Source organism: Pseudomonas serbica, assembly GCF_028823535.1.
Lineage (GTDB): Bacteria > Pseudomonadota > Gammaproteobacteria > Pseudomonadales > Pseudomonadaceae > Aquipseudomonas > Aquipseudomonas serbica.
Window position 1 is genome coordinate 342907 of record NZ_JAQIYM010000004.1, and the last position, 18696, is coordinate 361602.

General features: G+C 59.3%; 20 protein-coding genes. 3 read left to right on the forward strand and 17 right to left on the reverse strand.

What is annotated here, in order from left to right:
* Positions 1-34 precede the first annotated feature (34 nt).
* From recX to NQL71_RS08620, 6 genes are all read right to left on the reverse strand, one after another.
* Positions 35-502 carry a recombination regulator RecX gene (gene recX, locus NQL71_RS08595; protein ID WP_046816542.1) on the reverse strand — a complete coding sequence of 156 codons (468 nt, stop codon included), beginning with the start codon at positions 500-502 and terminating at the stop codon, positions 35-37.
* An 8-nt stretch (positions 503-510) separates the two neighbouring features.
* On the reverse strand, positions 511-1569 hold the full coding sequence (gene recA, locus NQL71_RS08600; RefSeq protein ID WP_008060630.1) for a recombinase RecA: 1059 nt from the start codon (positions 1567-1569) through the stop codon (positions 511-513).
* 83 nt (positions 1570-1652) lie between these two features.
* Entirely contained in the window at positions 1653-2153 is a 501-nt protein-coding gene (locus NQL71_RS08605) for a CinA family protein (protein WP_077184530.1), read from the reverse strand.
* A gap of 108 nt (positions 2154-2261) precedes the next feature.
* Entirely contained in the window at positions 2262-2819 is a 558-nt protein-coding gene (locus tag NQL71_RS08610) for a glycoside hydrolase family 19 protein (protein WP_046816541.1), read from the reverse strand.
* A gap of 189 nt (positions 2820-3008) precedes the next feature.
* Positions 3009-3359 (reverse strand): phage holin family protein, encoded by a 351-nt coding sequence (locus NQL71_RS08615; protein WP_077184422.1) that lies wholly within the window; start codon positions 3357-3359, stop codon positions 3009-3011.
* Between the two features lie 144 nt (positions 3360-3503).
* Entirely contained in the window at positions 3504-4238 is a 735-nt protein-coding gene (locus tag NQL71_RS08620) for a LexA family transcriptional regulator (protein WP_046816844.1), read from the reverse strand.
* A 203-nt stretch (positions 4239-4441) separates the two neighbouring features.
* Between NQL71_RS08620 and mutS the strand changes: the two genes are divergently transcribed.
* On the forward strand, positions 4442-7021 hold the full coding sequence (gene mutS / locus NQL71_RS08625) for a DNA mismatch repair protein MutS (protein ID WP_046816539.1): 2580 nt from the start codon (positions 4442-4444) through the stop codon (positions 7019-7021).
* Between the two features lie 142 nt (positions 7022-7163).
* Entirely contained in the window at positions 7164-7487 is a 324-nt protein-coding gene (gene fdxA / locus NQL71_RS08630) for a ferredoxin FdxA (RefSeq protein ID WP_046816538.1), read from the forward strand.
* A gap of 460 nt (positions 7488-7947) precedes the next feature.
* Here fdxA and rpoS read toward each other — a convergent pair whose 3' ends face one another.
* The 8 genes from rpoS to NQL71_RS08670 form a co-directional block, all read right to left on the reverse strand.
* The gene (gene rpoS, locus NQL71_RS08635) at positions 7948-8955 is read right to left on the reverse strand and encodes an RNA polymerase sigma factor RpoS (protein ID WP_046816537.1); all 1008 of its coding nucleotides are present in this window, start codon (positions 8953-8955) and stop codon (positions 7948-7950) included.
* A gap of 104 nt (positions 8956-9059) precedes the next feature.
* Positions 9060-9917: a peptidoglycan DD-metalloendopeptidase family protein gene (locus tag NQL71_RS08640; RefSeq protein ID WP_077184425.1), complete on the reverse strand. Its 858-nt coding sequence runs from the start codon at positions 9915-9917 to the stop codon at positions 9060-9062.
* A gap of 212 nt (positions 9918-10129) precedes the next feature.
* Entirely contained in the window at positions 10130-10765 is a 636-nt protein-coding gene (locus NQL71_RS08645; RefSeq protein ID WP_166618534.1) for a protein-L-isoaspartate(D-aspartate) O-methyltransferase, read from the reverse strand.
* Positions 10766-10803: 38 nt separating this feature from the next.
* Positions 10804-11556: a 5'/3'-nucleotidase SurE gene (gene surE / locus NQL71_RS08650; RefSeq protein ID WP_046816534.1), complete on the reverse strand. Its 753-nt coding sequence runs from the start codon at positions 11554-11556 to the stop codon at positions 10804-10806.
* Positions 11544-12602, reverse strand: a complete 1059-nt coding sequence (truD, locus tag NQL71_RS08655) for a tRNA pseudouridine(13) synthase TruD (protein ID WP_274642522.1) — start codon at positions 12600-12602, stop codon at positions 11544-11546. Before truD ends, surE begins: the two co-directional genes overlap by 13 nt.
* Positions 12599-13072, reverse strand: a complete 474-nt coding sequence (gene ispF, locus NQL71_RS08660) for a 2-C-methyl-D-erythritol 2,4-cyclodiphosphate synthase (protein ID WP_077184434.1) — start codon at positions 13070-13072, stop codon at positions 12599-12601. The genes truD and ispF overlap by 4 nt, the downstream gene beginning before the upstream one ends.
* A gap of 41 nt (positions 13073-13113) precedes the next feature.
* Positions 13114-13962 (reverse strand): S-formylglutathione hydrolase, encoded by an 849-nt coding sequence (gene fghA / locus NQL71_RS08665; RefSeq protein WP_248686059.1) that lies wholly within the window; start codon positions 13960-13962, stop codon positions 13114-13116.
* Positions 13963-13970: 8 nt separating this feature from the next.
* Positions 13971-15083, reverse strand: coding sequence for an S-(hydroxymethyl)glutathione dehydrogenase/class III alcohol dehydrogenase (locus NQL71_RS08670; protein ID WP_046816530.1), 1113 nt, complete (start codon positions 15081-15083; stop codon positions 13971-13973).
* Between the two features lie 108 nt (positions 15084-15191).
* On the opposite strand from NQL71_RS08670, the gene NQL71_RS08675 reads away from it, so the two are divergent.
* Positions 15192-16088: a LysR family transcriptional regulator gene (locus NQL71_RS08675; protein ID WP_046816529.1), complete on the forward strand. Its 897-nt coding sequence runs from the start codon at positions 15192-15194 to the stop codon at positions 16086-16088.
* A gap of 55 nt (positions 16089-16143) precedes the next feature.
* Here NQL71_RS08675 and ispD read toward each other — a convergent pair whose 3' ends face one another.
* The 3 genes from ispD to eno all read right to left on the reverse strand — a co-directional run bounded on the left by ispD (position 16144) and on the right by eno (position 18586).
* On the reverse strand, positions 16144-16851 hold the full coding sequence (ispD, locus tag NQL71_RS08680; RefSeq protein WP_046816528.1) for a 2-C-methyl-D-erythritol 4-phosphate cytidylyltransferase: 708 nt from the start codon (positions 16849-16851) through the stop codon (positions 16144-16146).
* Positions 16848-17126: a cell division protein FtsB gene (gene ftsB, locus NQL71_RS08685; RefSeq protein ID WP_008057335.1), complete on the reverse strand. Its 279-nt coding sequence runs from the start codon at positions 17124-17126 to the stop codon at positions 16848-16850. The genes ispD and ftsB overlap by 4 nt, the downstream gene beginning before the upstream one ends.
* A 170-nt stretch (positions 17127-17296) precedes the next feature.
* Positions 17297-18586, reverse strand: a complete 1290-nt coding sequence (eno, locus tag NQL71_RS08690) for a phosphopyruvate hydratase (protein WP_077184442.1) — start codon at positions 18584-18586, stop codon at positions 17297-17299.
* Positions 18587-18696 lie beyond the last annotated feature (110 nt).

Here is an 18696-nt window from a genome sequence, read left to right on the forward strand (position 1 = left end):
AACGGCCCGCTATTGAAATAGCGAGCCGTTTTAGTCAATCGTCCATCCCTCGACCGCTGAACAAGCGGCTGATCATTTCCATGGAGTATCCCCGATACGCCAGGAACCTGCCTTGCTTGGCACGCTCACGGGCGTCTATCGGCAATTGCCCGGAAAATTTGCGCCGCCAGGTGTCTTGCAATTGCTCCTGCCAGTCGATGCCGCTCTCACGCAAGGCGAGTTCGATGTCGCTACGTTGCAGGCCGCGCTGGCTCAATTCTTCACGAATGCGTAACGGCCCATAGCCAGAACGGGCGCGGTAGGAAACAAAACTTTCAAGATAGCGGGATTCGGACAACAAACCCTCTTCCGTCAATCGGTCGAGTGCTGTTTCGATCATTTCGGGGAGAGCGCCGCGCTGACGCAGTTTACGCGTCAGCTCGACTCGACCATGCTCGCGTCGTGCGAGCAGGTCCATTGCGGTTCGCCGCACCGCGACGAGGGTATCGAGTACGGCGGTCATCGGATCAATCAGATATCAGCGTCAGCCAGATCGTCTTCAGTCTCTTTGACCGCAGAAGCCTTGGCGTCTGCTACCGAAGCTGGAGACAACAACTTGTCACGCAGTTGCTTCTCGAGCGTTGCGGCAATATCCGGGTTATCCGCCAGGTACTTGGCCGAGTTGGCTTTACCCTGGCCGATCTTGGTGCCGTTATAGGCATACCAGGCACCGGATTTTTCAACGAACCCGTGAAGAACACCCAGGTCGATCATCTCGCCATTGAGATAGATGCCCTTGCCGTAAAGAATCTGGAACTCGGCCTGACGGAACGGCGAAGCCACCTTGTTCTTGACAACCTTGACGCGGGTTTCGCTACCGACGACTTCATCACCTTCTTTCACCGCGCCAGTACGACGGATGTCCAGACGCACCGAGGCGTAGAACTTCAGCGCGTTACCACCGGTGGTGGTTTCCGGGCTGCCGAACATCACGCCGATCTTCATGCGGATCTGGTTGATGAAGATCACCAGGCAGTTGGCGTTCTTGATGTTGCCGGTGATTTTACGCAGCGCCTGGGACATCAGGCGGGCTTGCAGGCCCACGTGCATGTCACCCATTTCGCCTTCGATTTCAGCCTTCGGCACCAGCGCCGCCACGGAGTCGACGATGATCACGTCAACCGCATTGGAACGCACCAGCATGTCGGTGATTTCCAGGGCTTGCTCACCGGTGTCCGGCTGGGACACCAGCAGGTCGTCGACGTTGACGCCCAGCTTGCCGGCGTACTCAGGATCCAGGGCGTGCTCGGCATCGACGAATGCGCAGGTCGCGCCGGCTTTCTGAGCCTGGGCGATCACGGACAATGTCAGTGTGGTTTTACCGGAGGATTCAGGACCGTAGATTTCAACAATGCGGCCTTTTGGCAGACCGCCAATGCCCAAAGCGATGTCCAGACCCAGAGAGCCAGTGGAGATGGCCGGGATCGCCTGACGGTCCTGATCGCCCATACGCATTACGGCACCCTTGCCGAATTGACGTTCGATCTGACCCAGGGCCGCAGCCAAGGCTTTCTTCTTGTTGTCGTCCATTAAAGTCCTCACGTAATCAATAAGGCCTGACGGCCAACACCTGTATAAGTAGACAGTATTATTCCACAGCGTTTGCGGATCGCCTACCCCTGATTTGAGATTTCTCCCGCGGCATGACGCAGCAGCCCCTCTAGCGCGGCCTTCACCGTTTGTCGGCGAACCTCGTCGCGGTTACCGGCAAAGTGCTGCACCTCGCTGAACACCTGCTCGTCGACACCCCACGCCAACCAGACGGTGCCCACCGGCTTGTTTGGCGAACCGCCGTCCGGCCCTGCCACTCCGCTGACCGCCACGGCAAAACGTGCACTGCTCTTTTCCTGTGCTCCACGGACCATGGCCTCGACCACTTCCCGACTGACCGCCCCCACCGTTGAAAACAATTCGGTCGGGACATTCAGCTGAAGCGTCTTCTGTCGGTTGGAATAGGTGACATAACCGGCCTCGAACCATGCCGAGCTACCCGGTATCCGGGTAATCGCCTCGCTGATACCGCCGCCCGTACAGGACTCTGCGGCGGTGACGTGGGCATTGAGAACCTGTAGACGCCTGCCGAGTTCAGCGGCCAGCTGAGTGATTTCTTTCACGGTCATCTCCTGATCGAGCGGAATGGGGCCTAACGTACACGAGCGAGTAGCGCTTGCAAGTGACAGGACCGATCAAAATGTGAGCGGGCAACCGCTCTGACGCAGGCCTCACAGGCTTGCAGGCGGGCATAACACCGCCTTTGCCCGTTCCCAAAGCAGCAACCGATCCTGCAGCCCGTTCAAGCCCCCATTGATCCGTCGGGTAATACTGTTGAACTCATCGCCGTCGGCCAGTTCATTAAGGCCGTTTCGCTCCCAGAACCAGGCGGCGGACTCAGCGGCCCACTGTGGTAGCTCCAACAGTTCGGGATGTTGCAACAAGCGCTCATCACTAAACAGTGCCCGACTGCATTGCAGATAATTACTACGGCCGGTGACCTGGATCAGACCACGGCCCCGGTAGCGTTGACCGTCGCCAGGGGAATTGCCCAAGCGCCTGGCCAGGACCCCGGCATCGTATTTCTCGAAATACTTCTCGCTGCCCAACTCCCGCACATGCTGCAACTGCCCCGACTCGTGGCCGATTTGCGCCAGGAAGGCGGCAGTGCGCACCGGAGTATTGATATTACGACGTGCCATGGCGTCATTGAGGGCCAGGATGAACACGCCCGCCCGAGTGCGGGCGACTGGAAAAATCATGAGTAACTGTTGCTCGGTGAGGCGCATCGCTCGCTCCTTTGATTGATGCATGAGACTGGCAAGGTGAGGTTGGTGGAATTCCGTCTTCAGCGTGTTGGACACCGTGCCCCGATCGCAAGATTACAGATCTGCCCCGCGCAAGCCTCGCCAGCAATTGTTGCGCCGTGTTGTGTCGCGCTGCGCCGCGCTCATGCCAGCGAGCAGAGTGACACCGATTCACTGTTGGTCGGAGCGAGAATCGCGCTGCGGCCCGTCCTCTATACCGATGCGCCTGGCCACCCAGCGCCCGTACAAACCAACGGCCATGTCGGCCCCGGCTATCGCCGTGAGGCACCCGAAGGCGCCAGCGGCCCAGATCGACATCCCGGCGGCGTACAGCAGCATCATTGCCGAGACACCGCAGACCATGCAGGCCCCGGAGCGCAGGGCCACTCGTCGCAGCAGCGACCAGCCACGGGCGCCCTCCTTGTCGGCGCGCCACATTTCCCCGGACACCCCGCTGACCACTGCAAGCGTGACGACAAGCCAGATCGGCAGGTCCAACAACAATTGTTGCTCGTTTGTCATGCCGGGCCTCCAGGATGTTTGGGGTGCGATGTTAACGGGCAGGCCCTAGATTATGCATGGATGCATATACAGTCAATGCACTAATGCATTCTTTAACACGCAAGAAATGCAGTCCAGGCAGGTGCGAGGCAAGTACACGAAAGATCAACGAGCGTACATGCCCCACCAGAACACATGGCCGAGGATAAGGATCTGCTCCTCCTGCATCTCCAGGAAGGAATAGTCTTCGTCGGGGTGCTCTTCGCGGTTGAAGCTGCGCAGGCGAATCCCTGTCGGCAGTCGATACAGCTGTTTCACCCGCAACTGGCCGTTATGGTTGATGGCATACAGGTCGCCATCGACGATATCGCCAATCCCTCGCTTGCCGGCGTTGACCCCCACCGTGGCGCCGTCGCGTAACACGGGCAGCATGCTGTTGCCGCGTACCGTCACGCATTTGGCCTGGTCGAATTGCACACCGTTATGACGCAGGCTGCGCTTGCCAAAGCGCAGGCTGGCGCGCTCGCTCTCTTCGATGACGAATCTTCCTGATCCTGCAGCCAATTCAACCTCACGAAGAAAAGGTACCGAAACCTCGTCGTCATCGATGGGGGTGTCATCGTCCCACAGACTGATGTCGGTGAGCTGAGAATGCGCGGCTTCACGCCGGGCACTGATCGTCGGCGCGATAACCGCACGGCCGCGCAGTTGATCGGTACTTACCGCGAAGTAATCGGCGATCTTCGAAATGTGTTTATCCGAAGGATCGACGATCTTCCCGCCGAGGATGCGCGAGAGCGTGGATTGAGGCACGCCGGTACGACGGTGTAGCTCCGTGGGGGAGATACCGTGCTGGTCGAGCAGCGCTCGTAAAACGGTCGAAACATTGCGTTTTTGCATAATGCGCATATTGCTCGAAGTTTTTTGCCGCGACAAATGCTTATTTGCATAACCCATGCATGAGTCATCAATAAAGGCGTCACCCGGCCGTGGATGCCTGCGTCGACAAGACTGCCCATGGTAACCTTGCGCCCATCGCGGAAAAGCCGTGCCAATGCCCGCTTTTGCCCCACACCTTTTGAACGAGTTTTCCTGGCAATCCGATGAATAAAGCCCTCTCCGACCTGTCCTCGCACACGCCGATGATGCAGCAGTACTGGCGCCTGAAGAACCAGCACCCTGACCAATTGATGTTCTACCGCATGGGCGACTTCTACGAGATCTTCTATGAAGACGCGAAGAAGGCCGCCAAGCTCCTCGACATCACCCTGACCGCTCGCGGGCAGTCGGCTGGCCAGGCTATCCCGATGTGCGGTATTCCCTACCATGCGGCGGAAGGATACCTGGCGAAGTTGGTGAAACTGGGCGAATCCGTGGTGATCTGCGAGCAGGTCGGCGATCCCGCCACCAGCAAAGGCCCGGTGGATCGTCAGGTGGTGCGGATCATCACCCCGGGCACGGTGAGCGATGAGGCCCTGCTCGATGAGCGCCGGGACAACCTGATCGCTGCCGTGCTGGGGGATGAGCGCCTGTTCGGCCTGGCGGTGCTGGACATCACCAGCGGCAACTTCAGCGTGCTGGAGATCAAGGGCTGGGAAAACCTGCTGGCGGAACTGGAACGCGTCAATCCGGTGGAATTGCTGATCCCGGATGACTGGCCCAAGGATCTGCCGGCCGAGAAGCGTCGTGGCGTTCGTCGTCGGGCACCCTGGGACTTCGAGCGCGATTCGGCGCTGAAGAGTCTGTGCCAGCAATTCTCTACCCAGGACCTGAAAGGGTTCGGTTGCGAAAACCTGACCCTGGCCATCGGCGCAGCCGGCTGCCTGCTGGCCTATGCGAAGGAAACCCAGCGCACCGCCCTGCCGCACTTGCGCAGCCTGCGCCATGAACGCCTGGACGATACGGTAGTGCTGGACGGTGCGAGCCGCCGCAACCTGGAACTGGACACCAACCTGGCCGGTGGCCGCGACAACACCTTGCAATCGGTGGTCGATCGCTGCCAGACCGCCATGGGCAGCCGCCTGCTGACCCGTTGGCTGAACCGTCCGCTGCGTGACTTGAGCGTGTTGCTGGCGCGCCAGACCTCAATCACTTGCCTGCTGGACGGCTACCGTTTCGAAAAGCTGCAACCGCAGCTCAAGGAAATCGGCGACATCGAGCGCATTCTCGCCCGGATCGGCCTGCGTAACGCCCGCCCACGAGACCTCGCTCGCCTGCGGGATGCCCTCGGCGCGCTGCCGCAACTGCAAGCGGCAATGACCGAGCTGGAAGCGCCACACCTCAACCAACTGGCAACCACCACCAGCACCTATCCGGAGCTGGCGGCATTGCTGGAAAAAGCCATCATCGACAACCCGCCTGCGGTGATCCGTGACGGCGGCGTGTTGAAAACCGGTTACGACAGCGAGCTCGATGAGCTGCAATCGCTCAGCGAGAACGCGGGGCAATTCCTGATCGACCTCGAAGCCCGGGAAAAAGCCCGCACTGGCCTGTCTCACCTGAAAGTCGGCTATAACCGCATCCACGGCTACTTCATCGAACTGCCGAGCAAGCAGGCCGAATCCGCACCCGCCGATTACATTCGTCGCCAGACCCTCAAAGGTGCCGAGCGCTTCATTACGCCGGAACTGAAGGCCTTTGAAGACAAGGCACTGTCCGCCAAAAGCCGTGCCCTGGCGCGCGAGAAGATGCTGTACGAAGCACTTCTCGAAGACTTGATCGCCCAGTTGCCACCGCTGCAGGACACGGCGGCCGCGCTGGCCGAGCTTGATGTGCTGAGCAACCTGGCCGAACGGGCGCTGAACCTCGACCTGAACTGCCCGCGCTTTGTCAGCGAGCCGTGCATGCGCATCAGCCAGGGTCGCCACCCGGTGGTTGAACAGGTATTGACCACCCCGTTCGTGGCCAACGACCTGAGCCTCGACGACAATACCCGCATGCTGGTGATCACCGGTCCGAACATGGGCGGTAAATCCACCTACATGCGGCAGACGGCGTTGATCGTGCTGCTGGCGCACATCGGCAGCTTCGTCCCGGCCGCCAGCTGCGAGCTGTCCCTGGTCGACCGGATTTTCACCCGGATCGGCTCCAGCGACGACTTGGCCGGTGGGCGCTCGACTTTCATGGTCGAGATGAGCGAAACCGCCAACATCCTGCACAACGCCACCGAACGCAGCCTGGTGCTGATGGACGAGGTCGGGCGCGGCACCAGCACCTTCGACGGCTTGTCCCTGGCCTGGGCAGCGGCGGAGCGCCTGGCGCACCTGCGGGCGTACACGCTGTTCGCCACCCACTATTTTGAGCTGACGGTGCTACCGGAAGCCCAGCCGTTGGTGGCCAACGTGCATCTCAATGCCACCGAGCACAACGAACGCATCGTGTTCCTGCACCATGTACTGCCAGGGCCAGCCAGCCAGAGTTATGGCCTGGCGGTTGCGCAGTTGGCCGGCGTGCCGAACGAAGTGATCACGCGTGCCCGTGAGCATTTGAGCCGGCTGGAAGACACTGCCCTGCCCCACGAAGCGCCTGCGCCGACCAAAGGCAAACCAGCCGCGCCGCAGCAAAGCGATCTGTTCGCCAGCCTGCCACACCCGGTGCTGGATGAACTGGCCAGACTCGATCTGGATAACATGACGCCACGGCGCGCACTCGAAATGCTCTATACACTAAAGACACGGGTCTAACGCACAGGCTTGCAAGCTGTTAGAATCTCGCGCGGTTTGGGATGCTGCTGGCTATTAGCCTGGCTTGCAGACTATCGCTCCCAAACCTTGCGACCCCTATGTGAAGGGGCGCAGCAAGCCGCGCCTGAGGAGAAAATTAGAAATGACCTTCGTCGTCACCGACAACTGCATCAAGTGCAAGTACACCGACTGCGTAGAAGTCTGTCCGGTGGACTGCTTTTACGAAGGCCCGAATTTCCTGGTGATTCACCCGGATGAGTGCATCGACTGCGCACTGTGCGAACCTGAATGCCCGGCTGTGGCCATCTTCTCCGAAGATGAAATACCTGCAGGCATGGAAAACTTCATCCAGCTGAACGTTGAGCTGGCTGAAATCTGGCCGAACATTACCGAACGCAAAGAGCCATTGCCCGACTCTGCCGAGTGGGATGGCAAGCCAGGCAAGATCGAACACCTCGAACGCTGATTATCCCCGCGTTCCCGAAAAAGGCCTCACAAGGGCCTTTTTGCTTTTCTGCAGGCAAAAAAAGGGGCGGTTCGACCCGCCCACTTTTTCCCTATTCCCTGTATTCCTTTTTCACATCCTGATGAATCGCTTCCTGCGATGTCCTTTCCCCCTCGTCCATGAGGAGTGTGTCTGTCCGTAGACACATCACCGATACTAGAGTGTTTAGCGTCAGGAGCAATCGCCCGCCTCGGCCAGGATGGCTTGTCACATCCCCTTCATATTAAAAAACTTACTGGCTTTTCAAATAGATAGGACTGACCTCTAAACAATATGGTCGACTGCCAACCTGTAAAAATAGTGAACACTTACGAAAAGAGTAAGCGATGACTTACACCGTGAAGCTACAAAGCTGCGCTATCGCCCAACAACGAAAAGCCCCGAACCAGTCGGGGCTTTTCACTGAGCACTAACGAATGGCTTATTGAAACAGCGACTCGCTCGACAGCCCGTTTTTCTCCAGGATCTCACGCAGGCGCTTCAGACCTTCTACCTGAATCTGTCTGACCCGTTCCCGGGTCAGGCCAATCTCCAGGCCTACATCTTCAAGGGTGCTGCTCTCGTGACCGCGCAGGCCGAAGCGGCGTACAACCACCTCGCGTTGCTTGTCGGTCAACTCCGAGAGCCACTGATCGATGCTTTGAGACAGGTCGTCATCCTGCAGCAGCTCGCATGGATCGGTTGGGCGATCGTCGGTCAGGGTGTCCAGCAGGGTTTTATCCGAATCCGGACCCAGCGAGACGTCGACCGAAGAAACCCGCTCGTTGAGGCCGAGCATGCGCTTGACCTCTGCTACCGGTTTTTCCAGCAGGTTGGCGATCTCTTCGGGTGAGGGTTCATGATCGAGTTTTTGCGTCAGTTCCCGCGCAGCCCGCAGGTACACGTTGAGCTCCTTGACCACATGGATCGGCAACCGGATGGTCCGGGTCTGATTCATGATCGCGCGCTCGATGGTCTGACGAATCCACCAGGTTGCGTAGGTCGAGAAGCGGAAGCCGCGTTCAGGGTCGAACTTCTCCACCGCCCGAATCAAGCCGAGGTTGCCCTCTTCGATCAGGTCGAGTAGCGACAGCCCCCGATTGACGTAACGTCGGGCGATTTTCACCACCAGCCGCAGGTTACTTTCGATCATGCGTTTGCGCCCGGCCGGATCACCACTTTGCGACAGGCGCGCAAAATGAACTTCTTCTTCGGGGGACAGTAGAGGGGAAAAGCCGATTTCATTGAGGTACAGCTGCGTGGCATCAAGTGCACGCGTGTAATCGATGTACTTGTGTTGCTTCAATGTCGCGGAGTGTTTGGATTTGGCACGAACGGAAGGTGGAGCCGCCCCTTCATCATTCGACATCGAATCCGTGCCGATGCCGGTCTCCATTAGGAGAACCTCATCGTCGATGTCAAACTCCGGCACTTCTTTACTGAGAGCCATTGTTATAGTCCTTTGGTGAGTTCGACCTCAAGCTCAAGCGGCGCCTTTATCCTTGGCAACGCTGGAGCCTGTCCCCTCTACGTGACGGAACAGGCTGGAAGCGATCAACGACGTGGCAGGAATTGCAGCGGATCTACAGGTTTACCTTGGCGGCGAATCTCAAAATGCAGTTTCACCCGGTCTGTACCCGTTGACCCCATTTCGGCAATTGTCTGTCCGACCTTGACCTGCTGCCCCTCCCGAACCAACAGCCTGCGGTTATGTCCGTAGGCACTGACGTAGGTTTCACTGTGTTTGATGATGACTAATTCGCCGTAGCCCCTTAAGCCACTCCCGGCGTATACCACCGTCCCATCAGACGCAGCTAAAACAGGCTGTCCCAAATCCCCTGCGATATCAATTCCTTTATTCAAACTACCGTTTGAAGAGAATTTACCAATTAAAATGCCATTAGAAGGCCATCCCCAGCCGGTCGGGGCTGGGCCCGCTGGAGGGAGTGGAGCGGGTGCCGGCTTGTTGGCGACGGACGGTACAACCACCGGTGTGGTCGTGGTCGTACCGTCTGCAGAGCGGCGAATGACCGTGGTTTTACTCGAGGATGAAGGCGAGGAACTGGACGAGCTGACCACTGTGGTCGGCGTTGAACCGCTGCGCCCATCGAAGCGAATCGTCTGACCTGGATGGATGGTGTACGGCGGCGCAATGTTGTTGCGTGCCGCCAACGCCTTGTAGTCCCAGCCATAACGAAAGGCGATGGAAAACAGGGTGTCCTTGGGTCGAACGACGTACTGCCCCGTGGTCACGGCCGGCCGCTGGGCGGCAGCATTATTGCGATCGACAACGCGGACGTCGCTGGATTTGTTACTGGAGCAACCAACCAGCAAGGTGCTCATGACAAGGCCAGTCACCAGGCGCTGAAAGCTCGTTGTACCCATACGCTGCGCTATGACTGTGAGACTCACCCGCCGCTCCCTTTGTGGTGGCTGAAAATGTGATTTTGCCGTGTTACAGCACGAAGTGTCGCAAGTATAACGGGCCGTACCGGCTTTACCCTTAATGAAGCGAAATGGCTTGGCGCACACGTTTGCTGCCTGACAAAACAACCCGTTTAATCAATCGCCGCCGCTGTAAGACAGAGGCAATCGAAGAGAATTCAGCACGTTTAAATAAATGCTCAGGCCAGTGGACCATTGAGTAACGGGACGAAGCGCACCGACCCCAGGACGCGCCTGGAGAATCCATGTTCTTCCCGAATGATCAGCATTAATTGTTGCACCTCACCGGCGCCGACCGGGATCACCAGGCGCCCCCCTGGCGCGAGTTGATCCAGCAGCGCTTGCGGTACGTCGGTTGCCACCGCCGTCACGATAATACCGTTGTAGGGCGCCAGTGCAGGCCAGCCCTCCCAACCATCGCCCCAGCGAAATACCACGTTACGCAGATTCAGCTCGACCAGGCGTTCCTTGGCCCGGTCCTGCAGCACCTTGATACGCTCCACGGAAAAAACCCGCTCGACCAGTTGCGACAGCACTGCGGTCTGATAACCCGACCCGGTGCCGATTTCCATGACCTTGTCCAGCGGCCCGGCTTCGAGCAGCAACTCACTCATGCGAGCCACCATGTAAGGCTGGGAGATGGTCTGGTTGTTGCCGATGGGGAGCGCGGTGTCTTCGTAGGCCCGGTGCGCCAGTGCCTCGTCTACGAACAGGTGACGCGGTGTACGACGGATGACTTCCAGCACCTTGGCGTTGGAAATCCCCTCCTCGTAGAGGCGCTGAATCAGGCGCTCGCGGGTACGCTGCGAGGTCATGCCGATGCCGCGGTGCAACATGTCGTCTTGTCCACGGGTCATGGATGCAACCCCTCCAACCAACCGTCGAGGCTCCTGAAGGCATCATTGAAGGTGCGATCCAGTTGCAACGGAGTGATGGAAACATAGCCCTGCATCACGGCATGGAAATCCGTGCCGGGCCCGCCATCCTCAGCATCGCCCGCCGCCGCGATCCAGTACCCGGACTTGCCACGCGGGTCGACCACCTGCACAGGGGCCGCCGCGCGGGCGCGATGGCCGAGGCGGGTCAACTGGATGCCGCGGATGTGCTCCAGCGGCAAATTGGGAATGTTCACGTTCAGTACCGTACGCGGTGGCAGTTCGAGATCCGCATGGGCCTCGACCAGTTTGCGCGCAAAGTAGGCCGCCGTGGCCAGGTTGTCGACTTGTCGCGAGACCAGCGAAAAGGCAAACGCAGGACGCGCCAGGAACCGACCTTCGAGCGCCGCCGCCACGGTACCCGAATACAGCACGTCGTCCCCCAGGTTGGCGCCCAGGTTGATGCCGGACACGACCATGTCCGCTTCACGCTCCAGCAGGCCATTGAGGCCCAGGTGCACGCAGTCGGTTGGCGTGCCATTCACGCTGATAAAGCCGTTGGCCAGCGTATGAGGGTGTAACGGACGGTCGAGCGTAAGCGAACTGCTCGCGCCGCTTTTGTCCTGGTCCGGGGCAATGACCACGCACTCGGTGTAATCCGCCAGCGCAGCATAAAGCGCGGCGAGTCCGGGTGCGGTTACCCCGTCGTCATTAGAAATCAGAATACGCATGGGCTGTCCGTCTGCCCCACCGGCACCAGATCAACAAGCTCGCGCACCAATACGGTGGCGAAGCATCCGGCCGGCAGGACGAATTCCAGTTGCAGAATGTCAGGCTCGGGATAATGCCACGTCAACCCGGCAATGGGCAGCCGCAGGATGCGACGTTCGTGGCTCATTCCGGCGTTGATCAACCAATCGCGAAGGTCTGCTTCGCGAGCGGCGATCGCCTGCTCCAGTTCATGGACAGCGCCCGTGGCCGGCGAGTCACCTTCGCCCCACTGCGGACCCGTCGGGTGCAGATCAAGAATCGCCAGTCGCGGGTCGCTGCACTCGGCTTCGCCGGCCGGGAAAAAGCTGCGGCTGTCGGTGAACGCCAGCAGATCGCCGACCTGAGCACGCTGCCAGGTGCCGTCAGCGACACGCGCGGCCAACACCTGGTTGAACAGGAAACTGCGGGCGGTCGACAGCAGGCGCGAACGCACGTTGCGTTGCTCCGGCAAGGCCTTGCGCGCGGCCCAGGTGCGGGCGTCGACGACGTTGCCACCGTCGTGCCCGAAACGCTGGACGCCGAAATAATTGGGGATGCCTTGCCTGGCGATCAGTTGCAGGCGTTCTTCGATCGCCGCCTTGTCGCCAGTGAATTGCGTCAGACGCAATGTGAAGCCGTTGGCCGAATGGGCACCGCGTTGCAGCTTGCGCTTGTGGCGGCTGGTCTTGAGGATTTTCAGCGTATCGTTTTCTGCCGCCGACAGATCCGGATCAGCCTTGCCCGGCAATTGCACGCTGAACCACTGGCGCGTCAGCGCCTGGCGATCCTTGAGCCCGGCATAGCTGACAGTACGCAATGACACACCCGCCGCCTTGGCGATTCGGCGTGCCGCCTCTTCGGTATTCAGACCGCGCTTTTCCACCCAGATCCACAGGTGTTCGCCGTCGCCGCTCAAGGGAATATCAAGGACTTCGTCGACTTGGAAATCTTCCGCGATGGCTTTCAGTACGGCGGTACCGAGTGCTTCACCGTAGGCCCGCGGGCCGAGTAATTGCAGTTCGTTCATGCGCGCAGCAACAAGGCAACGGAATGCACGGCAATGCCTTCTTCGCGACCGACAAAGCCGAGCTTTTCGGTGGTGGTGGCTTTCACGTTCACTTGATCCAATTCAACTTGAAGATCCGCGGCAATCAGCGCGCGCATCGATTCGATATGGGGGGCCATTTTCGGCGCCTGGGCAACGATGGTGTTGTCGACGTTACCGACTTTCCAGCCTTTGGCGTGGATCAATTCGACGACATGACGCAACAGCACGCGGCTGTCGGCGCCCTTGAATTGCGGGTCGGTGTCCGGGAAATGCTTGCCGATGTCACCCAGCGCAGCAGCGCCGAGCAATGCATCGCTCAAGGCATGCAGCAGGACGTCACCATCGGAGTGAGCGAGCAGCCCGAAGCCGTGTGCAATGCGCACGCCGCCCAGAGTGATGAAATCGCCTTCAGCGAAACGGTGCACATCATAGCCGTGGCCAATACGCATAAAAAAACGCCCCGAATTTTGTCAGGGCGTGATTCTACCTGCTATTGGCCTGCTAGAGCATGCGCGTGATGCCGCAAGTGATCTTCGATGAAACTGGCGATGAAGAAATAGCTGTGGTCGTAGCCCGGTTGCAGACGCAACGTCAGCGGATGGCCGGCCAGTCTGGTCGCCTGTTGCAAGGCTTCAGGCTTGAGCTGGGTGGCCAGGAAATCGTCGCGATCACCTTGGTCGACCAGCAGCGGCAGCTTTTCATCGGCCTCGGCAATCAATGCGCAGGCATCCCACTCGCGCCATTTCGAACGGTCTTCACCCAGGTAACGGGAGAAAGCCTTTTGACCCCAAGGGCAGTCCATCGGATTGTTGATTGGCGAGAACGCCGACACCGACCGATAACGCCCCGGATTGCGCAAGGCACAGACCAGCGCACCGTGGCCACCCATGGAGTGGCCGCTGATGCCGCGCTTGTCCGACGCCGGGAAATGCGCCTCGACCAATGCAGGCAATTCCTGCACGACATAGTCATGCATCCGATAGTGCCGCGACCAGGGTTCCTGGGTGGCGTTCAGGTAGAACCCGGCCCCGAGACCAAAGTCCCAGGCGCCGTCCGGATCGCCCGGTACGTCGGGGCCACGGGGACTGGTGTCCGGCGCGACGATGATCAGCCCGAGCTCGGCGGCCATGCGCATGGCGCCGGCCTTCTGCATGAAGTTCTCGTCGGTGCAGGTCAGGCCGGACAGCCAGTACAGCACCGGCAATTTGCCGCCCTGCTCCGCTTGCGGTGGCAGGTACACCGCGAAAACCATGTCGCAGCCGAGCGTTTCCGAGCGATGGCGATAACGCTTGTGCCAGCCGCCGAAGCTTTTCTGGCAGGAGATATTTTCCAGGCTCATGGCGGACCTCAGAAATGGATGACGGAGCGGATGCTTTTTCCTTCATGCATCAGGTCGAAAGCCTTGTTGATATCTTCCAGGCCCATGGTGTGGGTGATGAAGGTATCCAGCGGGATCTCACCGGTTTCGGCCATTTCCACGTAGCTTGGCAATTCGGTACGGCCACGCACTCCGCCGAACGCCGAACCGCGCCAGACGCGACCGGTGACCAGCTGGAACGGACGGGTGGATATTTCCTGGCCGGCACCGGCGACGCCGATGATCACCGATTCGCCCCAACCTTTGTGGCAGCACTCAAGGGCGGCACGCATCAATTGCACGTTGCCGATGCACTCGAAGGAGAAATCGACGCCGCCATCGGTCATGTCGACGATGACTTCCTGGATCGGACGGTCGAAATCTTTCGGGTTCACGCAATCGGTTGCACCCAGCTGCTTGGCGATCTCGAATTTGGCCGGGTTGATATCGATGGCAATGATACGACCGGCCTTGGCTTTGACCGCGCCGATGACGGCCGACAGACCGATGCCGCCGAGGCCGAAAATGGCCACGGTATCACCGGGTTTCACCTTGGCGGTGTTGAGGACTGCGCCGATGCCGGTGGTGACACCGCAACCGAGCAGGCAGACTTTTTCCAGTGGCGCTTCTTTAGCGATCTTGGCCACGGAAATTTCCGGCAACACGGTGTACTCGGAGAACGTCGAAGTGCCCATGTAGTGGAAAATCGTTTCACCCTTGTAGGAAAAACGCGAAGTGCCATCTGGCATCAGGCCTTTGCCCTGGGTCGCTCGAATGGCCTGGCAGAGGTTGGTTTTGCCCGACAGGCAGAATTTGCACTGACGGCATTCCGGGGTGTACAGCGGGATCACATGGTCGCCCACCGCCACCGAGGTAACGCCTTCGCCGATCGCCTCGACAATCGCCCCACCTTCGTGACCGAGGATCGACGGAAAGATGCCTTCCGGGTCAGCCCCCGAGAGGGTGTAGGCATCGGTATGGCAAACACCGGAAGCCACCACCCGCAGCAACACTTCACCGGCCTTGGGCATGGCGACATCGACTTCAACGATCTCGAGGGGTTTCTTGGCCTCAAAGGCAACGGCAGCGCGCGACTTGATCATGGTGGTTCTCCAGTGAATAAAAACGAGACAAGGAGTGTAATACAGCGTCTTACGGTGAATAATCAGGACAAAAGCAAAACATTATTGCCATACAGGGATAATCATTAAATGCCTGACAGTCGCTGGGAAGGTATCGACGAATTCGTTGCCGTCGCCGAATGCAGCCAGTTCACCGCTGCCGCGGAACGCCTGGGCGTTTCGTCCTCGCATATCAGTCGACAAATCGTACGCCTCGAAGAGCGCCTGCAAACCCGTCTGCTCTATCGCAGCACGCGCCGGGTCACACTGACCGAGGCCGGGCAAACGTTCCTGCAACATTGCCAGCGTTTGCAGGATGGTCGCGAAGAAGCGCTGCGGGCGGTCGGCGACTTGACCAGCGAACCCAAGGGCATGCTGCGCATGACCTGTGCCGTGGCGTACGGCGAACGGTTCATCGTGCCGCTGGTGACCCGTTTCATGGGGCTTTATCCACAACTGCGGATCGACATCGAATTGAGTAACCGCCAACTCGACCTGGTGCATGAGGGCCTGGACCTGGCGATCCGCCTGGGGCGCCTGCAGGACTCGAGACTGGTGGCCACGCGCCTGGCGCCACGGCGCATGTATCTATGCGCGTCGCCTTCCTACGTGGAACGTTATGGTCGGCCACACAGCTTGTCGGAATTGAGCCGGCACAATTGTCTCATTGGCAGTTCGGACCTCTGGCAACTGGAACAAAACGGACGGGAATTTTCGCAACGGGTGCAGGGAAACTGGCGCTGCAACAGTGGGCAAGCGGTGCTGGATGCGGCGCTACAGGGCGTGGGGTTGTGTCAGCTACCGGATTATTACGTGCTGGAGCATCTGAAAAGCGGCGCATTGATTTCGCTGCTGGAAGCGCATCAACCGCCCAATACGGCGGTGTGGGCGCTGTATCCGCAGCAACGGCATTTGTCGCCCAAGGTGCGCAAGCTGGTGGATTATTTGAAGGAAGGGTTGGCCGAGCGGCCGGAGTATCGGGGTTAAGAGCAAAAGATTCCGCCTTCGGCAGTCCCTGCAGGGGCACGTTGTACGCGATCTTTCAGCGGCGGTTCGTCCAACGCTGTCTCAACCATTCAAGGTCTTCAGGGCGAGTGACCTTAAGGTTATCGGATCGCCCTTCGATCAGCCGAGGCGCCATCCCGGACCACTCCATGGCCGACGCTTCATCGGTGATGACAGCATCCGCCACCAGGCTGTCCGCCAATGCGCGATGCAGTGCACCCAGGCGAAACATCTGCGGTGTGTAGGCCTGCCAGATCACACTGCGATCCACGGTCTCAACCACACGACCCTGTTTATCGACCCGTTTAAGCGTATCCCGCGCAGGCACCGCCAACAGTCCGCCCACCGGGTCATCCGCCAGTTCGCCCAACAACTTGTCCAGATCATCGCGACTCAGGTTGGGCCGTGCCGCATCGTGCACCAGCACCCAATCCTCATCCTCAGCACCCAACGCATGCAAGTGCAGCAAGGCATTGAGCACCGACCCGGAACGCTCGGCGCCGCCGTCGACGCGTTGGATGCGTTTGTCGCCAGCACAGGCCAGGTTCGGCCAATAAGGATCATCAACAGCAAGACTGACCACCAGGCCCTTCAGGCCAGGATGATCGAGGAAACAGCCGAGGCTGTGTTCGAGAATAGTGCGCCCGCCCAGTTGCAGATATTGCTTGGGACGGTCCGCGGCCATACGGGCACCGACACCCGCGGCAGGAATCACGGCCCAGAAGGCCGGCAGAGACAGGTTCATTGTGCCAACTGGTAAAGGGTTTCACCGTCCTTGACCATGCCCAATTCATGGCGAGCCCGCTCTTCAACGGTCTCCATGCCCTTTTTCAACTCACTGACTTCCGCGTCCATCACCCGATTGCGCTCCAGCAGCGTCTGGTTCTCAGCTTGCTGATCGGCAATCTGCTGAGTCAGCTCGGCCACTTGCGCCAGACTTCCGTTTCCCACCCACAGGCGGTACTGCAGGCCAGCCAGCAGCAGGAGCAAGACGAGGAACAACCAATTGGGACTGCGCATCGAATATCAGGTATCCAGTGAAAAAAGACAGCCACATCAAAACATGAAGCTACTGATAGCACGAAGCCTGGAAGAACCAGGCTTGTGCTTATAAGGCATCAGATTAGTGGCAAAAACGTCGCTATAGCGATTTTTCCGACACAATCCGCTGTCTTTTTATCAGCAATCGATCAACCGCGAAATTCGCTGCGACCGTTGTACTTGGCCTTGCCATTCAACTGCTCTTCGATACGCAGCAGTTGGTTGTACTTGGAAACGCGGTCGGAACGGCACAGGGAGCCGGTCTTGATCTGGCCAGCCGAAGTGCCCACGGCCAGGTCGGCAATGGTCGAATCTTCGGTTTCGCCCGAACGGTGCGAGATCACGGCGGTGTAACCAGCGGCCTTGGCCATCTGGATGGCTTCCAGGGTTTCGGTCAGGGTGCCGATCTGGTTGAACTTGATCAGGATCGAGTTGGCGATCTTCTTGTCGATGCCTTCTTTCAGGATCTTGGTGTTGGTCACGAACAAGTCGTCGCCTACCAGCTGGGTCTTCTCGCCGATCTTGTCGGTGAGGATTTTCCAGCCAGCCCAGTCGGACTCGTCCAGGCCATCTTCGATGGAGATGATCGGGTAACGCTCGGTCAGGCCTTTCAGGTAATCAGCGAAACCTTCAGCGGTGAACACCTGGCCTTCGCCGGACAGGTTGTACTTGCCGTCTTCGTAGAATTCGCTGGCTGCGCAGTCCAGGGCCAGGGTCACGTCGGTGCCCAGCTTGTAACCGGCGTTGGCCACGGCCTCGGAGATCACTTTCAAAGCGTCTTCGTTGGAAGCCAGGTTAGGGGCGAAACCACCTTCGTCACCCACGGCAGTGCTCAGGCCACGGGCCTTCAGGACAGCCTTGAGGTGATGGAAAATCTCGGTACCCATGCGCAGGCCTTCCGAGAAAGACTTGGCGCCAACCGGCTGCACCATGAATTCCTGGATGTCGACGTTGTTATCGGCGTGCTCGCCACCGTTGATGATGTTCATCATCGGAACCGGCATCGAGTAGACACCCGGGGTACCGTTCAGGTTGGCGATGTGAGCGTACAGCGGCAGGTCCTGGTCCTGTGCTGCTGCCTTGGCCGCGGCCAGGGAAACGGCGAGGATCGCGTTGGCGCCCAGGGTTGCCTTGTTTTCGGTACCGTCGAGCTTGATCATCGCGTGATCCAGCGCTTTCTGGTCGCTTGGGTCCATGCCTTTCAACAGGTCGCGGATCGGACCGTTGATGTTGGCGACGGCCTTCAGGACGCCCTTGCCCAAGTAACGGCTCTTGTCGCCATCACGCAGCTCGAGCGCTTCACGCGAGCCAGTGGAAGCACCGGACGGCGCGCAAGCACTGCCGATGATGCCGTTGTCGAGAAGCACATCCGCTTCCACGGTGGGATTGCCACGGGAGTCGAGAACTTCACGACCTTTGATGTCGACGATTTTAGCCATTGTTGTAAACACTCCAAAGTTGACGAAAACGCTGTACCGCTCGATTTATAACTTTCGCATTACTTTGTGGGAGCCGGCTTGCTGGCGATGGCGTCCTTTCGGGCCCCTTC